We start from the raw sequence: 16,179 nt of genomic DNA, 5'->3' as shown, positions 1-16,179 counted from the left end.
TTTACACTTGTTAATTTAATGGCAGCGCTACGCGAATTCTGAGAAAGACGCAGGGGCAATACCCGTCAGATTTTACGTAGGGGTGCCTTATTTTTAACCATATCTACTAAGGTGCTGTCCAGCAGTATGCCGTCCGGAACATCGCCGTTTCGTATAACCGGACGTAAAGCTCAGGATCCGGCCCGGATCTGCATGATACATGCTTTCTGAGACCCTGTCTGGACTTATATAAACATAATTATATAAGGCTAGAAATTTGATAAACTCAGGTCAGTAGATGGTGCGAGAGTCTCTGGGCTTGTATAGCTCCTATTATATTATAGGAAGTTAGCAATCTAAAAAAGATTGATATTATTTAATGAAATAATGATTTAAGAGTGGTTAGTTTTTATTTCAACCTTCAGGCTTGTTACTTATAAAGTCCAACGTTAGTCAAGGTTATATTTATAGTGGAATTAGGTGATGTTGATAAAATTCATCTTAATCATAAAGTACTTATGATAAATAAATATTACATCAATGAATTCATAATGAGTGACGACCTGTAATAAATGAAAATTTAATCACAATCAAAGAAGAATTACTTAAAACGGACTTTGGAATTTAATTAGCAATCACCAAAAAAACCTAATGGAATTAATAAAATTAAATAATTATAATGTGAGTCTATTGTAGAAATGAATAATATATTATTTAATGTTAGATGTTTTTCATATTATTGGTATATAATATTAAATTATGGTTTGAAGGCATGAGTTTAGCTCAAAAATCAACCAAAAATGGTATAACTTACAGGCATATATCTATGAGTCAGGAAATCCAAGAATCTGAGGAACTTGAACTAGAGGATCAAGAAAACTTAGAGCTTACATCTCATCCTCATCAGATGGGGACTGATACTGAAGTTCGTATAGCCAAAGAACAGTCTAGTGTATTTGAGTTACTTAGAAGGGAAAGCAGGGGGAATCTTGTACTTGCTCCAGACTTTCAAAGAAAAGACGTCTGGGATAGAAAGCATCAGTCTGAACTTATCGAGTCAATTTTGATGGGCATCCCTATACCACTTATTTATCTTTTTGAAGATGAAAATGGCGTAAGGCAAATTATTGATGGAAAGCAAAGAATTTCAGCCTTGAAGCTTTATATAAATAATAAATTCGCCTTGACTGACCTGTCTATGTTCCCAAATTTAAAAGGGAAAAAATTCGATGACATACCACATCTTCTACAATCAAAATTAGAAGATTATCAACTTCATTCCTATGTGATACAACCTCCTACTCCTGAATATGTTAAGTTTAATATATTTGAGAGAGTGAATAGAGGTGGGATTAATCTTAACAAACAGGAAATGAGGCACGCTTTATATCAAGGTAAGGCAAGTATCCTCATACAAGAATTAGCGGAAAGTGAAGAGTTTAAACTCTCTACAGGTTATGGTGTAAAGTCAGAAAGAATGAGAGACCGATATTTGATTTTGAGATTCGTATCTTTCTATTTGTACATGATGAAAGGTATGTCAATGATCGAGTATAAGTCTGACATAGACGTATTTCTAGCATCTACAATGAAATTTCTTAATACAAAAGCTACTCCTAATCAGTTGGAAGAGGTCAAACAAGCATGCCTTAAAGGTATGTATAATGTTTATGAATTATTAGGTAGTGAGGCGTTTCGTTTCAAACCAAAACATGGTGGCAATCGTAGGCCAATTAACATGGGTTTATTTGAAATGCTTGTTTTTGCTTTGTGTTTTATTGATCTTTCAAAATTAAAGAAAGAAAATGATTATTACACCTTTGTAGAAAGTTACAAAGAGAATTTCGAAGCACTCGGTATTTTCTCCGGCTCTATAGATACACTTGAGTATGTAAAAATGAGGTTTGATTTTTCTCTAGAGATAACAAGAGGTTTAAAAAATGCTTACCAAGATTGAAATACTTAACTTCAAAAGTTTAGAGAGTGAAACACTATCACTTAAACCGCTTACTATATTTACCGGAGCTAATTCATCGGGAAAGTCAAGTGTGCTTCAAGCCATCATGCTGGTTATCAAGCAATCGCAAGAGAGCAATAGATATAGCATGGAAGAACTACTGCGTTACTTAAATGATTTCCATGCAATTAGAAATAAAAAAACCAATGCAAAAGCAATTAAAATATCTGTTACTGATAGTCAAAACACAGTCAATGAGCTGACTATTTTTGTAGATGGGTTCATTCGCAAAAGTGATTTAAGTTATATTTATGAGCCGTCTGAAGAAATTTCATCACAACCAGAATTTTTATATTTGAATGCGAACAGGATTGGTGCTCAGGAAGTAACCCCTTTATCAGATCGAAGAATTGGTATTTTAGGAGAATACTTGTTCTCAACATTTGAAAAAATTAAAATCAAACCAGTAGAAGAGCAATTATTAAAATTCCCAGGATCCAAAACGCTATCGTATCAAGTTGCTGAATGGTTGAGCTACATTACTGGTACTACCTCAGAGTTAGTTACAGAAAAAATTAGTGATCAGTTGAAAATATCATTCAAAATCAGGGAGATAGAAGGTTTTGTTTCGCCTTTTAATCTTGGCGCTGGAATGAGTTACATCAGCAAAGTTATAATAATTTGCCTGATGGCAAAAAAAGGCGACCTTATCATAATTGAAAATCCTGAAGTTCAACTTCATCCTAAGGCCCAATCTTATTTGGGTGAATTTTTATGCTTTATCGCCGCCAATGGTATTCAACTTATTGTAGAGACACATTGTGAACACTTACTGAACAAGGTAACTTATCAAGTTTACAAGGATTCAATTCAAAATGAAGACGTTATAATTCATTACAAACCTGACGTAAATAGCAAATTCCTTAATTTATTATTAAATGAAGATGGCGAGTATGTCGACTGCAATAACAACACTATTGCTTTTCCTAAAGGTTTCTTCGACGCTACCCTAAGTGAATTATTGGAGATGAGATAAATGCTAGGAAAAATGGTCTTGGACGACTCCCTTTTCATGGTATATGAACATAAGAAAGATATAAAAAAACTAAATCATTTGATGAAGAAGTTTGTTGCACCTTATGCTACGAACTGGGCTCAATTAAGGAGGGTTAGGAAAAGTGGACTTGAGATGTCAACCTATGAACAAATACTGTCACAAATGGCTAACCAACCGTATAAAGATTTCGATTTAGAAGAGTTAGCAAATGAGACAACTTTCAAAATTATCCTGACCGAAGATTCAAAAAAGCAGTTCCCCTACGTTCATTATAAAAAAGGCATGGTAGATAAAAACATTGTAATATCTCTGTCTGCTGCAGATGACCGTGCCGACTTAAAAAAATACCTCCAAAAACTGTGTGAGAAATCGCACAAGATAACCATTTGCGATAATTATTTTTCTAACAACTGGGAGAACACAAGCAGCTTATTTCATAGCATTCTACCAAAACATAAATTGTTAATAGAATATGCGGCAGTCTGTAATAATATAAATGCAATTCAACACTCCACTACGATTACTACAGCTTTTGTAAAATCCATCTGTAATGATTGGGAGGTAAAGCAATCAACTTATGCTAAATACAATAACTGCCATGATAGATATTTACTAATTGAAAACAATGAGAATAAAATTGAAATAATGTTTTCAAGTGGGTTTGACCACATTTGGAAAGAAAATCCTAAGGAGCTATCATGCCTTTTTAGTGAAGTATCTTGATAGATAAACACTTATGTTATTTTAGACGTTGCTGTATTTAGTCAAAGGTCTGCTCTACATAACGACAGACCGTTATGAAACGTTTGCACATGTAAATACTTAAAAAAATTAATAATATGAATTATTTAAAATTAGATGAGCTGCGCGTTCTTGTTGAGTTACTCCAGTTTTAACCATAATACTAGAAAATAGGAAGTTATGGAAAAGGATATGTACAGATATTAAGGGCTATTAAATATAACTTTGCAAAATTTTGTTCGAAATCTCACTCAATCATAAGGTTCATTAATCTACTCAGTGGCGTTATTTAACATAATAAGTATTATGTGAATTACTACAAATAGCTGGATGGTAATACTACTTATCAGGTAGTTCATAATGTCACCTCAAATCAACGCTTTAATCATCTTTTCTGAGAAACATGAAACGATACTGATGCTCATATCGAAAAAAAGGACTTCCCCGTATTCTCACGTTATTCAGGCTATTATTGAAAAATGTCTGCGTCGCCTTGATGCTGCTTCACAGTTACAGCTCACTGATCGTCAGGTGCAATAGTTAATGAATCGCTATCGTGGGTCGTGCGCTGTCGGGCTGACGAAAGTGCATCAGCCCGTACTCACCGGATTGATGATCCGCTGCGATGTCAGATACTGACGGTAATAAGCGAGAATAACGTCGGTTTCAGCCACACACTTGCCGCAGAAAAGCTCAAGTAGCGCCATGGGAACATGATTTCCCTTAAGGTTTTTCGCTGCTGGATTGCCTTAGTCGGACTTTGAGTCCCGCACGATTTTCTTCGGACCCGGATTTAACAGCCACGCCAGTGATGGCATTTCTCGGGCGAGATAATCCAAATCGATGAATAACGCCATTTTATCAAAAAAATATTTATTCTTGATTGACAAATAGTGAAAATAAATTTAAATATTGAAAATTCACATATTACTTACTTTATATTTTCTGTATTCTTTTATATCTACTTTAATGATACGACCATTCATTGCTTGTAAAAATTTATTAGATGGGAACAGCCCCATGCAAAAAACAGAGATAATTGATAACGAAATTGATGAGATTAAAACCAGCCATAAAGGTAAAATGTTATCATGAAAATAAGCCCACCATATCATGAAAGCATACAACATATATATCATGCTAATAGTTCTGAAAAAGATGCGTTTTTTTCGAAACTTACTTGAAGTAAAATTAAAATAAAATCTTTTTCCATCATCTTCAAGATACTTACCTATATGATTTGCCCAAAAAGGGGGAAGCCGAATTTCTGATCTATTTAATACATATATAATCCTTTTCTTTATAGTAGGATCGTTTACCCCCGCCAGTCTGGAGCCTACACGTTCTATAATGCGCTTATGGAGTAATTTTTTTTCTTCGCTATCACATAAGTATTCACTAAATTCCTTATCTAACTTTTTAAGTTTGTAAAGAGAGCCGTCTTTTAACCAATTTATTAAAAAACGAATGGATTGCAATACAGACGCAATTACCGGAATGGCAGCAGCTATTATTTTCCAAGTGGTTTCATCTGTTAATGAGTTCATACATTTAGCCCTAATAAAAAATAATTGAAATAGTATTATAAATGTCAAGCAGTAGCTTGGTTAACTTCACGTAAACAAAGACGATAGTTAGCCCACGAATATACTAATAAATTCGGATTGAAAGAAGAAATAGAAAAAGTTTATTGACCATCCTTTCGTAACTAATGTCCACATTACCATTCTCTAATGTTTTTCGCACAGAAAACAGTATCTATAAGAGCACTAAGGTTATTATGCATTTGTGCCTGCTGTTGTGATAACAGGAGGCGCTTATCTTTTCACCTTAGCCCCGGCATTTCAACTCCATGAACATTTTCTTGTCTATATTGATTCACGACCAGGCATCCAGCCTAGAGTGCCTGGCACGCCCTCTGCCCTACCCGGTATCCGATCTTCCCTTTACCGTCATAGGGTTACACGGCGATCGCCGCCCGGATCAGAGCCTCAAAGCCCGCTGTTTATTCCAGGCTGACCAGTTTTTTCCCCATATTAGGGAGAAAAGCCGGAAAAAAGATCCAGATCGGATTCTCTGCGGATCGATTTATTCCCGTGGTTTTCGCTGGACAGACAGGCGAAATACGTTCCACATAGCCAGACAACGGAGATTGAAAGTTTGGGTACTTTTGCCCCGCGAACTGACACAGATTTCACACAGCGATGCCAGTGGTCATAACCTGACCAACCCGGGCGTTGCACGCTATTTTGACTACGAAAGCGCGGTAGCGCTGCGAAACCTAGCCGCCGCCTACGGCTCCGACATGCCGCGTTACCTGCTGGCCCCCGAAGTGGCCGTCCTGTTCTCCAAGGTGCCCGATCTCCGCAAGCGTCTGTTCATCGATGCGCTGTGGAATACCGGGGGGCGACTTAACGAGATCCTACCGCTTACGAAAGAAGACTTTGTGCTGGACGACCCGCTCACCGGCGTGCCGCTCTCCTCACCGTTCGTGGTCCTTCGCACCCTCAAGCAACGGAAGCTCGAAGAGGCGGCGCGCAACCGCAGCCGCCGTCGCGGGCGCCCGACGAAGGAAGAGCAGCTGGCCGTGCGGGAAACAGAGGCGGAAATCCGGGACAACCCGCCGCGGGCGGTGCCGCTGACCGATCCGGGATTCGTGCAACGCTTAGGGGAGTGGTTTGCGACGGCAGGCTTGGCTGCAGGGGCGCGGCTCTGGGACATAAAGAGTGAGGACACGGCGCGCAGCTGGATAAGTCAGGCAGTGGCGGCGGCGGCGAGTGACGGTGTGACGCTTTCCATCCGGCCGGTGACGTCCAAGACATTCCGGAATTCGTTTGCGATGCATCTCGTGCAGCATCAGGTGCCGCAGAAGGTTATTCAGACCCTGATGGGCCATAAGGACGCAAAGTCCACCGAGTGGTATACGCGGGTGTTTGCGCTGGACGTCACCCGCCAGCTCGGGGTGCGGTTCTCCATGGATCCACATGAGGCCAGCCAGCTGCTGCTGCCCCGCTGATCTTCGCCTTGATAACGCTTACTGTATGAATTGACGGAAAAGGTTTTCCGGTAAAAACCAGATGTGCCCCCGGGCGCGCGAACAGGCCACGTAGAGTCTGTTACGGGTAGCAGGTGGCAATTCATTTCACCGCCGGAATACGAGCAGCGCCCGGTGCGTTGCACCCGGCACAATACAGACGTCGGTAAACTGACCGGGTTCTTTACTGGCTCCCCTGTTCAGGGAATGTCAGCCATACCTGTGATGTTCCTGATAAAAGAGCTTGATGACTTCATCATCTGCGTGAAGCGTCGCCGCCTCATTCTGGCAGGTAATCAGCTCAATCTGCGTCTCATCCATACGGTGCGACTCAATTCTGATGCCGGTATACTCGCTGATAAAACTGCACACCGACGGCGAACTGCGCCAGGTTTTATTGAGGATATGCCAGTCGGGTACTGAATTTTCGCACGGCAATTGATTTCAGCAACCGGGGAAAGCTATCCAGGTCCTGACATACTCCTGCCTCATTAACAGGACCGCGGGAAACGTCAGTAATCAATATGCCTGCTGTCTGTGAAGGGTTCAAACATGATGTCACGCCTGAACGCAGGGAAAAGAATTTTGGGACGTACAGCCGGTTCCGTATCAGGTTATGTATGGGGAATGAATAAGCATCCAGGATGGGGAAAATGTTGAATCAGCACGGGTGAGCCACCCACACAATCATTCCTGTCGAGGCTCACAGAAAAGTGCTGTTTAAAAAATAAGTTTTGTTACGCCAGGCCCCTGTTCTTTTATCATGCTTAAGGTCGGCCAGCTTTGATAGCTTTGTTGCTTTGACCAGAACCGGCCCTGTCACCTGCTGGCAATTAAAGGAAATGCTATTCGGGGAATTTCAGATTGAAATTTTCTTTCTTTATCCAAAAAAACATAAAGTTAAAGCATTTTCTTTGCGGGAATCCTCTTCTGAATTTCCCGCTACTGGTAGTAAGTTATGAGTCTTTTTCATTCACAACCATACGCTCAATGACACTTCTGACAGCGGCATCAAGTTCAGCCTGACAGGCTGCAGAAAGGCGCGAGAATTCATAAGTAACCACCCGTTTATCTGAATCCGTTTTCTTTCTGGCAAACTGCTTTTTATCAGCAAATTCAGCCAGTTTTTCAGTCACGACTTTTTTGCCGGCCGACCCTTTTTTGGGTTCTGCGCTTTCAGCGCGAAAATAACTGATTATTTTTGCCTTATAGGTGGGATCACCCCTGTCGTAATGCGCGTCACTTTCGATACGTGCACGAACGTGGCCAGTTAACTCCTCCGTGCTGATGACTCTCGTCCGCGCTCTCTCAGTCACCTCAAGCAGAATCTGATAGTCACTGATGGAGAGTTCACTGACCGAAGGAAACACCGCAATGATCTCTTCAGGAACTGCAGCCGCCTGAAACGCCCGGGTGACCTTGGCCGCAGAAAGTCCTTCTGCGGCGGCAATATCTGCCTGATTCATATCCGCAGGATACATCAGCTTTAATCGTTTACCGAGTTCACGCAGCGTATGCTCTCTGGCAGTCTGAATGTCAGCGGCCAGTTGTCTGGCATCAGAGAGAGACAACGCATCACGCGTCACCAGCACTTCAAAGGCGGTCCCGTTGTAAAGACAGGCCGCCCGACGGCGTGAACCATCGAGAATCTCTGTACGTCCGTCTACCTCCCGACCAATAGCGGGAAAGAACTGCTGCAGTCTTATGGTACGGGAAATATCACTGACCGATTCGCGTGTCAGAAAGGCCTGGTCTCGACCATTAACGGCTGCGTCTACAAAAGTCTGTGCTTCAATGTCATCATGCAGAAACTTTGTCAGAACAAAACGGGCCTGAGCGCCAGACTTCAGGGTGAAAACCCGCTCGCTGTCAGACTCACTCATCATTTTCGAAAAACTTGAGTTACCCAGCTTCCGGCCCAGTTTCACCATTTCTTTCTTCATTTCACACCCCTGATGAACTCAATCCTCTTAAATACAGCCTGAGTAAAACGTTCTGCTTCCCGTTTTGCCTTTTTCAGCGCCTCAGCACTGCCCGGATAAGAACCCGGATCGGCGCTGATGATGGTATCAAAGCTCTCTCCACAACGTTCAAAGCCATCCAGGCGTGGCAGTGCCGCATCAAGAATGTAAGACGTGAAGACATCGCGGGCCAGGCCATGTGTCATCTCATGGTCACGTTTTGAGGTCATTTTCGACATAAAGCCGATATTCCCTTTTATACGCGGCGTGATTCCCTCTTCCTCAAGCTGCTCAATCATTTCAGGCAGTCGGGTGAGATATTTCAGAGTGGAATGAAAATCCACCTGAGCCGGCGGTGTGGGTGTGAGCAGTAAATCGCTTGCCGCGAGAGCATTCAGCATGAAGGCATCAAGGTGAGGACCGGTATCAATAAAGATAAAATCATAATCCCCGCCAACACGGTCAATGATAGTGCGGCGCAGAACCTCTGAGGGTAACTTGTCCGGCAGGTGTTCTCTGACAAGATCATTCCATTGACTGGCAATGAAACCATCGTCTATGGAAGCTGGGATTACATCCACACCAGGAATGATTGTGGGTTTAATAATGTCTTCACGGAGCTGCTCAGCGTCAAGATCGTTAAGCATTGCCTGTGCAGCCGTCTCCATTATGGAGCCAATGCTATTTTGCTGGCTGAGAAACATGGTACTGGAGGCCTGGGGATCAAGGTCAACCACAAGGACACGAAGATCATGCTGCAGAAGGTCCTGATGAACTCGTAATCCATGTGCAAGCGTAACCGTGCTAACGGTTTTCGACACGCCACCCTTCAAATTCACAACAAATATTACAAAAGGACCTTCTCCGACGTGCAAGTCACGGTATTTAGGTACTTTGCGGTGAGCGTAAATATCAACAACGTCTTTAATGGTCAGCGCATAATGTCGGGTATTACCGGCGTCTTTTCTGCCGAAGACATGCCCCTGCGCTTCCATTTCATCAATCGCCTGCTCAACTGCACGCCGGCTGAGTTTAGGCAGGTTCGCCACAGAGTTACGTGTGAATGTCTGGTAGTACTGATCCAAACCAAACTCATTTCTTCTGAGGGATATATCGTCGCTCATACTGCGCAACATTGCGCTGGCTCTACGTGCAGTCTCGTCCACGCCACCATAATGACTTTTCATTTAAAGGTTCCGTTGTCAATTTTTATGTTGATTGTACATGTCAAAAATGTCAGAGCAACATTTTTCGAAAAGACATGAATTTATTGTACGTGAGAAAAAAATATTGCTCACAGTATCACGTCTTTTCTGGCAAAAGTGATGTCCTGTTAGTGAATGAATCACAGTCTCAGCATTAGAAATGTACTGGAATTCAGATGGGTTTTACCCCACACCATAAAACACCTATGTTTATGTTTTTATTGTATTTTATTAATTTATTTCAGGCTGAAATTCCCTTTCAATCAGTGAAAATAAGCAATGTATTTCAGTTACTCTGCAGATGATGCCTGTATAGTTTCAGAAGTTTTAATGGTCATTCATGCGTGCTTCAGTAAGTTTAGCGGAGGCACAATTTTAATTAAGACTGAGTACGGTCATTTCAGCTAAGAAGATGGACACCTCCTTTACTCAGCCTCTTAGACAATACACGTCTGCCATTGAAGACTTACAACCCAGAGCATTTACAGTTAAGCAACAGATGGTGTGTGCTGGCGGGATAGAGTTATCCTGAAAGAGAATAGGTGCTGGCGGGATGTCATTTTCCCAAAGGAAAATGTGTGCTGGCGGGTACTAAAAAGCACAGGACTTAAAAATGTGTGCTGGCGGTTACGCTTACAGGCAGTCTCTCTAAAAGCGGGCTATATGCAGTAAATGACTGATAAGGTGGACGCCCATTTACTTTGCAGAAGCAAAGAGATACAGGCTGACAGGCTATTTTCTTCATTTTGGATACAGAAATGTGTGCTGGAGGGATATGAGTTCAGGTGAAGCTAAAAATATGTCATGGGCGGTTAAGCCCGTCCGAAAGTCACGATCATGTGTACTGGAGGGAAACTGAGCTTCAGGGACTTCAGAAAAGTGTGTGCTGACAGGATAGGTTTCCTGAATAACTCATAATTATGTGCGTTAGTGGGAGATTAATGTGTGCTGGAGGGAATCAGCTGCGCTTAAAATACCCGATAGTGTGTGCTGACGAGCTACTGTTAAGAGTCAGAGCCCTTAATATGTGCACTGGCAGGTTTCCGGAACAATGCATTACGTGAGCATGTGCGCTGGCGGGATAGCATAATTGCTGTTCTAAAGTGGAGGGCTGTCTAAGGGCCCCCGATAGCACACATTCAGATGTCAGCCGGTTTAAGTTTTGGATTACGCTTATGAATAATAATGAAATTTTCTCGCGCTTTACGAACCAGTGAGAATTCCAGATAACCTATCTTTTGTAACTGCTCAAGCGCTTTTTTGATTGTGCGGTTTTGTTCGCTTACAGAACTGCTGAGAGAAAGACGTTCACGTAAACGTGAAAAGCTTACCGGAATAGGATTGGCTGGAAGGCTTTCAATGAAAGTGTAAATAGCCTGAGCCGCTTCCTTCTTGGGTAGTGCTTTGATTGCATGTTGCTGAAGAAGGACTCTGTAGTCCAGCTGAAACAGTTCCCAGAGTTTTTCATCTGCTTCAAGCTGGACGATATCTTTTTCAGCATCAAAATAGCCTGTTTTCAAAAGCCCTGTCTGATAACTTCCCTTAGCATCCCGTCCACGTTTGAAAGATATTGATTTATTACGTAATTTCCCCAAAGACTCATGGATCGAAAGGCGCAACCTGCCGTCTATACGTTTAGCAGAAAAGCCACATCCTTTAGCAAACTCAGTGAATTTCAGTTCAATTTTATTCGATGTCAGCCCGTGTCGGCTGAAAGCATAGATAACTCCTATCCACACTTTGAAGTCACTATCCATATCGAGTCGCGGACCTGAAATATTGATATGATCGTAACCTTCAGCCCGGGCAATCTCCAGCTGTGAAAACAATTCTGAAGCATCAACAATATTGTTTTCACCCTGTGATTTTGTGGGTTTAGGCACGAAAACACCAAGGCGCATCAATGCCACTGGCTGAACAGTATTGTTAGAATTAACTGTGAGCTGTTTTTCTTTACTGACCATGTCACTATAAAGTGCATCGCCAATGAATGACTTATCTGTCATATAGTTATCTCAACTCTGCGTCACAGGATCTTCCTGTTACTAAAAATGGCTTATATCCCAATAGCACACACACTACATCCCATCAGCACACATTACCAGCCCACCAGCACACACGATTTTCCCGTCAGAACACATGTTTATCCCGCCACCACACATAATAAAAGTGCTTCAGGCCTTATGTGGCAGGGTCTGAGAGACAGCGGGATCTTTTAGGAGCTATAAGGATCTAAATTGGTAAGTTATTGGATCGAGCCTGTGCAAATGTGGATAAACGATCTTCTTTGCTAACGCGCCTGCGGCTTGTTCAACTGACGGCGCGCACACAAAGAATTTGTGTGTGCGCCGCCAGTTACCGGTAAAATCTTGCTGCTATGCCATGCAGCCTCTCATTTAATGAGTTTCCATACGTGTGCTGGAACGCGATCGAACAACTTCCCTACTGTTAATTCAGCCTTACGATGATCATATGCTGAGTTAATTGCGAACTCTTCTTTCGAGTCACCTTTGTATTTCAGGTGCTCATATACAGTCTCCAGCGTATCAATCGAATGACAACGTCTGAATCGCATCAACCAATCTGTTTTTGTCATTTTTCCCTTATGCTAGCTCTGACCTTCAAGCGGGCTTTCACAGGACTGCACCGCTCTGGTACTCATCATATATTTTATATGCCCAAGTGCCGGTTCTGCCGACGTGTCTCTGTACGAATTTACAAATGTGCCAGTAGCAGAAGCGCTTGAAAAGCTATCAAAACGGGGTGTACTAGTAAGAGTGGTGGTTGATGAAAAAAAGTCACAGCAGCTGGTTACTGATTAACGGACTGCCGATTCGGGTGTTCCGGTCAGAAAGGATACACTGTAAAGTATTATGCATAACGAATTTATTATGACAGGAAAAAGTGGCGTGCAGACCGGAGCGTTTAATTACACTCATCAGCTGATGAATGCCCTGATTATCTGAGGCAATTCATTCCTGAGTCAGCAACAGCAGAATGAATTTAACCGCTTCTGGGCCGAGTCATCGCCGGTACAGTGCAGTTATTCATGATCGACATGGGAAATATAATCTGCTTAGCGGACTGTATATGACAAAGAAAAAAGTTTATCCGGTTCATTTTACTGGTCAGAAGGGCCAGCAGGAGGCCTCTGAGGCTTCCCAGCAGAATGAAACATCTACCTAGCAGCGCTGGCTTAAGCACTCCCGGGATAATAAAAAAACCACAGTAGTGACCTGCAGGTGTCTGCCGGCAGAAAGCGATACGGTCAGAAGACGGCTGAAGGTTCATTACTCCCGTGATACTGAACGCTGCTGGCTATCTTCATATGCTTTCACGGGTAATGAGCATAAACCTGACTGCCGGTTTTATTCGGTATGGTCTGATGAACGCCTGGCAGAGATTTATATGGGGGACGCGGTCCGTGCAGCAGCAGATGGCACCATTGTAGTCAGACTGCCCACGGGCCTCCAGAAAAAGGCCCCTTCCGAGGAAAAACCGGCTGAAACCGTCTCAGATAACGAACCGGTGAAACGCAGACGGCGGCCCTCGATGAGCCTGCTGGGGCTTCTGCACCTGCTGTGGGAGCAGTCCGGTATCAATGTCTGGCACCCCGCTTTCGATAAAAAGAAACGCACCCCTGGCTGGGTGAGCTGGCACCTGCAGCAGACGGCTACCCGGATCCGTATCGGTCGCGTGCCGCTGGAAGAATCCCTATTGCTTATGGCCACGAAGGGCACTCAGCAGGTTATCGCTAACCGGGAACACCTGAGAGCGTCCGAAAAGAACAAAAGACGACTGATTGTCATTTCTGTGCTGGCTGGCTGGAGTGAGGCCGGTGAAGCACGACTGAAAACTATGGTGCCACTGGGGCTGTTTTCTGGTTTTCCTGACCTGGTTCTGCCGGAGGACGTGCGCCAGCGCCTAGGGAAGAGTTTTAGCCGCGAGCTGGGCGACTGGCGTCGGGGAATGAAGGTAGTAGTTATTGCAGAAACGGAGCCGCCCGAAACGACGTTCAGGCACTTTGACGGACGCAACCGACCGTCCAGCTGCAGCACCGTCGTCGACATGGCGCTGATGACGGTCAGCCCGCGCTTTATTCCGCTTGATTCCGGCTATGAGGGAACTGTGGAATAAAAACTGTGGCAGGAAAAACGCTCTTTTATCAAGCCTCTGCGCTACGACGGTGAGGAAGATGTGTTTCCGGATTTTTGCTCAAAGATGTTCCTGGTGTGGGTGCACTGCCGATGGAAGTGTTCGGCATGAACACGCCAGAATACCTGCTGCGCAGGCAGGTAAAAACCGCTCACTATGAGGCGGAATATGGGCCCGGGCGTTGGTGGTACTGGAATGCTGCTGCGAAGTCAGACATGCCTGCATTTCCCTGCGTCTGACACGGGTGTCTTTTAACTGCAGGGAGATAGGGCTGAAGTACCGTATCTGTTTACCCTATGCCTGAGAGGTTGTCAGGCCTGAACGCGGAAGGTATTGTTTAAGAATCGTCAGGACGATAAGTGAAGCTGAACTTGCAGGAGCTGGCAGTGGACACGACTGAAGAACTCAATAACACCTATTTCTACGCGGGCAGACCGAACCTCACCGCTGGTGAGCTCTTTTTCATGATTTTTTGTGAAGAAGTCGCCGAACAGCTGGGCATCGATGACTTCGGCGCGATCGTGGCCATCCTGTCCGGACGTAATGTCCTGACTACCCGCACCAAACCGCGCGATGCTCTCAAAGGAACCTCCTATGCCTCACGGGCAGCGCGCAGAGCGTTCCCTGATGCCAAATTTCCCTTTGGCATCAAGCTCCCCACCATCGTAGGGGGATACCCGCCCCGGACCGCGCGTATTCTCTTTACGCATAAGCTCAGCACCTTTGTCGGACGGGCGATACCCGTTGTGGGCTGGGTGGTTCTGGCCAGAGACGTTGCCGAAATAAGTTTCAATTCGGTCAGACTGTACAATGCCATCGCCCGAGGGGAGGATAAGATATGGTAGATGACACCCAGGCACGCGTAATGGCACTCATTGAGCCGTGGAACGGCCGCTCCCTGCTTACGTTCCGGAGAAAAACACTCACGCCAGAAATGTCGCTCAATCTGGACATGAAGCTCGACCCGGAGGACGCTGCGGAATGCCTTCAGAACGTCTTCGATGCGTTTGCAATGGATTCTGACCAGGTGACTTTCAGTCTCTACTATCCAAAAAACCCGCGTGAGGCCATCCCTCTTACTATCGGGATGCTGGTAGAGGCAGTGCGTACAGGTCATTGGTGTTACGACTGAGGTGCAGAGAGTCCACCCCTTACTTCCGGTAATCCTCAAGGACACCCTTAATGCTCACACTTGACTGCTCATCAAGGACTCAGACTCTGCTGACACTTTCTGCAGGTTTTTCCTGTAAAGCTCATGAACTTGAAGAGGTTCTGTTATCGTTAGATCTTGAACAAATTTATGAATCAGACCCTGCCATAAATGTTGACTCAAATTGTTATCTCAGGGAATACGTTTGCGGGATGCTTGGCGAGCCACGACCGTTTACTTCTGCGTACTGGTTTCACGGTACCCGCACTTTTTCAGGTAATACCTTCCCGGGCGGGTTACTTTCACTCGACAAATCAGAATCAGTTGTAATGGATATGCTGATCAAACTGGCCCCCGATCAAAATATCAGTGGAAAAATGCAGGTTTGGAACAAAAAAATGGGTGTGCCGGATTCTATGTTTCAGCTACGCACAGCTGACAGGACACACTGGGGCCCATACGGCCACCTTATAAGGGAAGTTCATTTTCATGCTAATGAACTGGGATTAGGTGACTATGCCAGATTGCCGGAGCTGGTTGAGGACGTGCTCAACGCTTACAACGAAGAATACCAATGCGATCTGACAGAACATTATTTGCGGGTGTTGCATCCCTGTCTGGTCTGGTTCCTGGCAAAAATAGATAATAAAAAAAATACTCTTGAGACGGCGTTAAGCTATGCATATACCTCTGTAAGAAGACTTCCTCCCGGGCATGGGACCACGTCAGGCATTGATTGTAACGGATTATCCGTTCCATCAGAGCACGTTATAAAAGTTGAATTTCTCAAATAGAATCTATTTATTTCTGACAACAAAAGGCCCTGGTAGCTAGTCGATTAACCTGGAAATTCATCCATTCTAACGCCAGAGTTGCCTGATAGCTTACTAAAGCACGAAGATAGCCGATTATATTCATGCAGGCTAACAATTTAATACTT

14 protein-coding genes are annotated in these 16,179 nt (G+C 43.9%); 8 read left to right on the top strand and 6 right to left on the bottom strand.

The genetic code is table 11. From position 1 onward, the window contains the following. Positions 1 to 751: 751 nt before the first annotated feature. The 3 genes from QSK07_RS21505 to QSK07_RS21495 are packed head-to-tail and all read left to right on the top strand — an operon-like array spanning position 752 to position 3,716. Positions 752 to 1,936 carry a DUF262 domain-containing protein gene (locus QSK07_RS21505; protein WP_285723016.1) on the top strand — a complete coding sequence of 395 codons (1,185 nt, stop codon included), beginning with the start codon at positions 752 to 754 and terminating at the stop codon, positions 1,934 to 1,936. Next, complete coding sequence (locus QSK07_RS21500; protein ID WP_285723015.1) at positions 1,920 to 2,972, top strand: AAA family ATPase; 1,053 nt, start codon at positions 1,920 to 1,922, stop codon at positions 2,970 to 2,972. The genes QSK07_RS21505 and QSK07_RS21500 overlap by 17 nt, the downstream gene beginning before the upstream one ends. Further along, on the top strand, positions 2,973 to 3,716 hold the full coding sequence (locus QSK07_RS21495) for a hypothetical protein (protein ID WP_285723013.1): 744 nt from the start codon (positions 2,973 to 2,975) through the stop codon (positions 3,714 to 3,716). It begins immediately after the preceding gene. Between the two features lie 938 nt (positions 3,717 to 4,654). On the opposite strand, the gene QSK07_RS21490 is transcribed toward QSK07_RS21495, so the two are convergent. Next, positions 4,655 to 5,281: a hypothetical protein gene (locus QSK07_RS21490; protein ID WP_285723011.1), complete on the bottom strand. Its 627-nt coding sequence runs from the start codon at positions 5,279 to 5,281 to the stop codon at positions 4,655 to 4,657. Positions 5,282 to 5,598: 317 nt separating this feature from the next. Between QSK07_RS21490 and QSK07_RS21485 the strand changes: the two genes are divergently transcribed. Next, the gene (locus QSK07_RS21485; RefSeq protein ID WP_352230978.1) at positions 5,599 to 6,750 is read left to right on the top strand and encodes a tyrosine-type recombinase/integrase; all 1,152 of its coding nucleotides are present in this window, start codon (positions 5,599 to 5,601) and stop codon (positions 6,748 to 6,750) included. Positions 6,751 to 6,978: 228 nt separating this feature from the next. Here the strand turns inward: QSK07_RS21485 and QSK07_RS21480 are convergent, their stop codons facing one another. The 5 genes from QSK07_RS21480 to QSK07_RS21460 form a co-directional block, all read right to left on the bottom strand. Continuing rightward, positions 6,979 to 7,206, bottom strand: a complete 228-nt coding sequence (locus tag QSK07_RS21480; RefSeq protein WP_285723009.1) for a hypothetical protein — start codon at positions 7,204 to 7,206, stop codon at positions 6,979 to 6,981. Between the two features lie 518 nt (positions 7,207 to 7,724). Next, positions 7,725 to 8,711 (bottom strand): ParB family protein, encoded by a 987-nt coding sequence (locus QSK07_RS21475; protein ID WP_285723007.1) that lies wholly within the window; start codon positions 8,709 to 8,711, stop codon positions 7,725 to 7,727. Continuing rightward, complete coding sequence (locus QSK07_RS21470) at positions 8,708 to 9,916, bottom strand: AAA family ATPase (RefSeq protein WP_143790214.1); 1,209 nt, start codon at positions 9,914 to 9,916, stop codon at positions 8,708 to 8,710. The genes QSK07_RS21475 and QSK07_RS21470 overlap by 4 nt, the downstream gene beginning before the upstream one ends. Before the next feature lie 1,157 nt (positions 9,917 to 11,073). Continuing rightward, a complete protein-coding gene (locus QSK07_RS21465; RefSeq protein WP_285723002.1) occupies positions 11,074 to 11,940 on the bottom strand; it encodes a RepB family plasmid replication initiator protein in 867 nt (288 codons plus the stop codon). A 386-nt stretch (positions 11,941 to 12,326) separates the two neighbouring features. Then, entirely contained in the window at positions 12,327 to 12,530 is a 204-nt protein-coding gene (locus tag QSK07_RS21460) for an Hha/YmoA family nucleoid-associated regulatory protein (protein WP_285722999.1), read from the bottom strand. A 635-nt stretch (positions 12,531 to 13,165) separates the two neighbouring features. Here QSK07_RS21460 and QSK07_RS21455 point away from each other — a divergent pair. The 4 genes from QSK07_RS21455 (at position 13,166) to QSK07_RS21440 (ending at position 16,033) form a co-directional block, all read left to right on the top strand. After that, on the top strand, positions 13,166 to 14,071 hold the full coding sequence (locus tag QSK07_RS21455; RefSeq protein ID WP_285722998.1) for a DUF1173 family protein: 906 nt from the start codon (positions 13,166 to 13,168) through the stop codon (positions 14,069 to 14,071). 404 nt (positions 14,072 to 14,475) lie between these two features. After that, positions 14,476 to 14,934: an STM2901 family protein gene (locus QSK07_RS21450; RefSeq protein ID WP_285723093.1), complete on the top strand. Its 459-nt coding sequence runs from the start codon at positions 14,476 to 14,478 to the stop codon at positions 14,932 to 14,934. After that, complete coding sequence (locus QSK07_RS21445) at positions 14,928 to 15,221, top strand: DUF1493 family protein (protein WP_285722996.1); 294 nt, start codon at positions 14,928 to 14,930, stop codon at positions 15,219 to 15,221. Before QSK07_RS21450 ends, QSK07_RS21445 begins: the two co-directional genes overlap by 7 nt. A gap of 50 nt (positions 15,222 to 15,271) precedes the next feature. Next, a complete protein-coding gene (locus QSK07_RS21440) occupies positions 15,272 to 16,033 on the top strand; it encodes a hypothetical protein (RefSeq protein ID WP_285722993.1) in 762 nt (253 codons plus the stop codon). Positions 16,034 to 16,179 lie beyond the last annotated feature (146 nt).

The sequence above is a fragment of the Pantoea sp. QMID4 genome, from assembly GCF_030270445.1.
Taxonomy (GTDB): Bacteria; Pseudomonadota; Gammaproteobacteria; order Enterobacterales; family Enterobacteriaceae; genus Pantoea; species Pantoea vagans.
Note: the sequence above shows the minus strand (reverse complement) of the source record. Positions and strands in the feature narration are given on the sequence as shown.